Origin of the sequence: Streptomyces niphimycinicus, from assembly GCF_018883605.1 — a bacterium.
GTDB classification, from domain to species: Bacteria; Actinomycetota; Actinomycetes; order Streptomycetales; family Streptomycetaceae; genus Streptomyces; species Streptomyces niphimycinicus.
This window is the reverse complement of the sequence record NZ_JAHLEM010000152.1, coordinates 1-2728: the sequence shown is the minus strand read 5'-3', so window position 1 is coordinate 2728 and position 2728 is coordinate 1. Positions and strand designations below refer to the sequence as shown.

Annotated in this window: 1 protein-coding gene, 1 tRNA gene and 1 pseudogene; 1 reads left to right on the top strand and 2 read right to left on the bottom strand. The window is 66.9% G+C overall.

What is annotated here, in order from left to right; genetic code table 11:
• The first annotated feature begins 125 nt into the window (after positions 1 to 125).
• Positions 126 to 210, top strand: a tRNA-Leu gene (locus KN815_RS15170).
• Here KN815_RS15170 and KN815_RS15165 read toward each other — a convergent pair.
• Together KN815_RS15165 and KN815_RS15160 are read right to left on the bottom strand one after the other, a co-directional pair.
• Complete coding sequence (locus tag KN815_RS15165) at positions 175 to 1860, bottom strand: recombinase family protein (RefSeq protein WP_216342462.1); 1686 nt, start codon at positions 1858 to 1860, stop codon at positions 175 to 177. The genes KN815_RS15170 and KN815_RS15165 overlap by 36 nt on opposite strands.
• A 335-nt stretch (positions 1861 to 2195) precedes the next feature.
• A pseudogene (locus KN815_RS15160) lies at positions 2196 to 2728 on the bottom strand (site-specific DNA-methyltransferase); the annotation flags it as partial.

Sequence of the window (2728 nt, the reverse complement as noted above, 5' to 3'; positions counted from 1 at the left end):
CGCCCATCCCCGCCGTCCCCCCAGGTCGGCCCGGGGGTGGGCGCCCGGCATACGCAGGTGAAACGCACTCCGAAACCTTGGTATCGTTGTCCATGTCGCCGCGGCCCGCCGCGGAGACACACCTTGTCCGGGTGGCGGAATGGCAGACGCGCTAGCTTGAGGTGCTAGTGCCCTTTATCGGGCGTGGGGGTTCAAGTCCCCCCTCGGACACTTACCATATGTACATGTATGAGCGGGTTGTGATTCTACGATCACAATCCGCTTTTGCATGTCGAGGGTCAGGGCGAGACCGAAGCTCTCGTACAGGGGGCGTTTGTGCTCGGAGGCAGTGGCGAGGAGCCGGTCGGTCATCGACCCGAGTCCGGAGACCATGTGCTTGATCTGATCCTCTGTGAGGATCTCGGGCTGGACTGCCGTCGCGGTGAGGAGATCTTGCTGAGCTGAGGCTTTCTCGCTCTGGGCCTGGTTGATCCATTCGGTGGCGAGCTTGGGGTCGGTCCCGGCGTCGAGTGCGGCCCGGTACTGGACGATGCGCCGATCGCATTCGGCAATCGTGCGCCGTGCCGCTGCGGCGGCTGTCGTGGTGGGTGATTCTGGGCTCTGGGCTTGTTGCATGGCTTGGAGAGTGGCCGTCAACTGTCCGGGAGCGAAGGTCTTCGCGATCCATTTGTCCAGTTCAGGGAGGATGACTTCCTCGCGCACGTAGACGGTAAGTGGGTGGTCGAGTGCGGCGTTCTTGGCGTATTCGGCGTTGTAGCGGCAGCGGTAGTGCGGCTTTCCGTTGTTGAAGGTGCCCTGCATCTTGCGCTGGCAGATGGCGCAGCGGATCAGGCCGCGCAAGGCGTAGCCGCGGGTGGTGGGGCGGGGTTTGCGTTCCAGGTGTGTCTGGGTGCTGCGGGCGTGGCGCTTGGCCTGGGCGTGGGCGAATGTGGTTTGGGAAATGAGCGGCTCGTGGACTGGCTGTGCCGACCAGATCCACCGGTCGGGGGTGTTCCAGGCCATTTTGGTGCGGTGGCCGAGGGTGACATCGTCGATGTCGAGGAGGACTTCGTCCTTGCGCTGCTTGCTCCATACTTCGTGGCCGGTGTAACGGGGATTGACGAGGATGGCGCGCACCGCGCCCTTGCACCAGGCGTGGCCCTCGCGATGCCGGTTACGGTCGCGGTCATAGGCGGAAGGGCAGGGGATGCCGTCGCGGGTCAGTCCTTCGGCGATGGCGTAGTACCCCTTCCCCTCGAGGTATTCGGTGAAAATGCGGACTACGACCCAGGCGGTGTCCGGATCGGGTTCGAGGCGGTGGAGGCGTTTGCCGTCGGCGGCTTTGGCCGGGTTGGGGTGGGGGCCGGCGTCGGTCAGCCGGTAGCCGTAAGGCGGTCTGCCGCCGAGGAAGCGGCCCTCGATCTTGGCTTGAGAGCCCATGGCGGTGCGTACGCGGATCTTGACGCGGTTGCGTTCGCCTTTGCTCATGCCGCCGAAGACGGACATGACGAGGTCGTGGGCTTCGTTGTCGGGGTCGATCGGTCCGCCGATTTCGGGGACCCACAGGGGGACGTTGAAGTGGGTGAACAGGGGGAAGGTGTTGCCGAACTGGTTGCCGTAGAAGGTGCGTTGGGGTTCGCCGATCACGACGGCGTCGAAGCCGCGGTGGGGGTCACGCAGGGCGGTGAGGAGGGCGGCGGCCTGGGGGCGGCGTTTCCACGGCAGTGCGCGGGAGTGTCCGGCGTCGAAGTATTCGGCGACGATTTCGCCTCCGGCGGGTTCGATGAGGGCGCGGGCGCGGGTGAGCTGCCAGTTGCGGGAGGTCTCCGGGTCTTGGAGGTCCTCGGTGGAGCAGCGTCCGGCGAAGGCGAAACGGGGCATGAGGGGGTCTTTCCTTGGGATCGCTTACTGCGCACGGTGGACGGTGGTCGTCCGTCGTACCTCTGGCTCGGCCCGGAGGGCCAGCCGTCCACCGTGTCTTCGCCCGGTCGTGGGTGGTCAGCCGCTGTGATGAACGGTGCGGCGCTGCTGGTACTCGTCGCGGATGAAGGCCAGCAGCGCTTTGGCGGCATGCGGGGTGAGCGGCACAGGACCGTCCGGGAGGATCACGGTCACCTCGGGCGGCTCATCCGCTTCCTGGCCCTGGCGCACTGCTGCTGGGGAGCTTGGGGTGGTAGCGGCCGGTGTCAGGGCTCGCCCGCTTCGTGTGCGCGCGTTCACAGCCTTGTCTTCCGATGGGATCGGGGGTAGCCGCAGCGACTGGTCCCGGCTTGCCGCTCGCGGCGAGTACACAGCGGCTGGGACATCGCTGAGGGCTTCTCGGGGCGGGTGAAGACGAGAACGTCCTCGTGCTGCACGAGGTGGAGGGGGATTCCTTGGCGGCGGGCGTCGCGGACGTTCTTCAGATGGAAGAACGAGGGACGAGCGATGAGCCGGCCGTCGCGGATGCCGGCGAGGAGAGCGACACAGCGCTCCGCCGGGACGAGTCCGGCGGCTTGTCCGGTGGCCAGGACGGCGGAGGGTAGATCGATGAGTTCGCCGTGGGTGCGCCAGGGCCGGGTGGTGACGACGACGGTGCCGCCCGGGCGCAGCACCGCCCGGCATTGGGTGAGGATTTTGGAGAAGCCGTCCAGGAGCTGGTCGGTGGAGACGTGGGCGAGGTTGTGCGGGTCGCGGCCGTAGCGGTAGTCCGTTTTGACCACGCCGCGCTCGCCGGTTTCGCTCGTGCAGTGGACCCGGCCATGGGCCG

Bases quoted from the DNA above. Each gene is read 5' to 3' on its own strand.
- KN815_RS15165 (WP_216342462.1), bottom strand. From the start codon at position 1,860: ATGCCCCGTTTCGCCTTCGCCGGACGCTGCTCCACCGAGGACCTCCAA.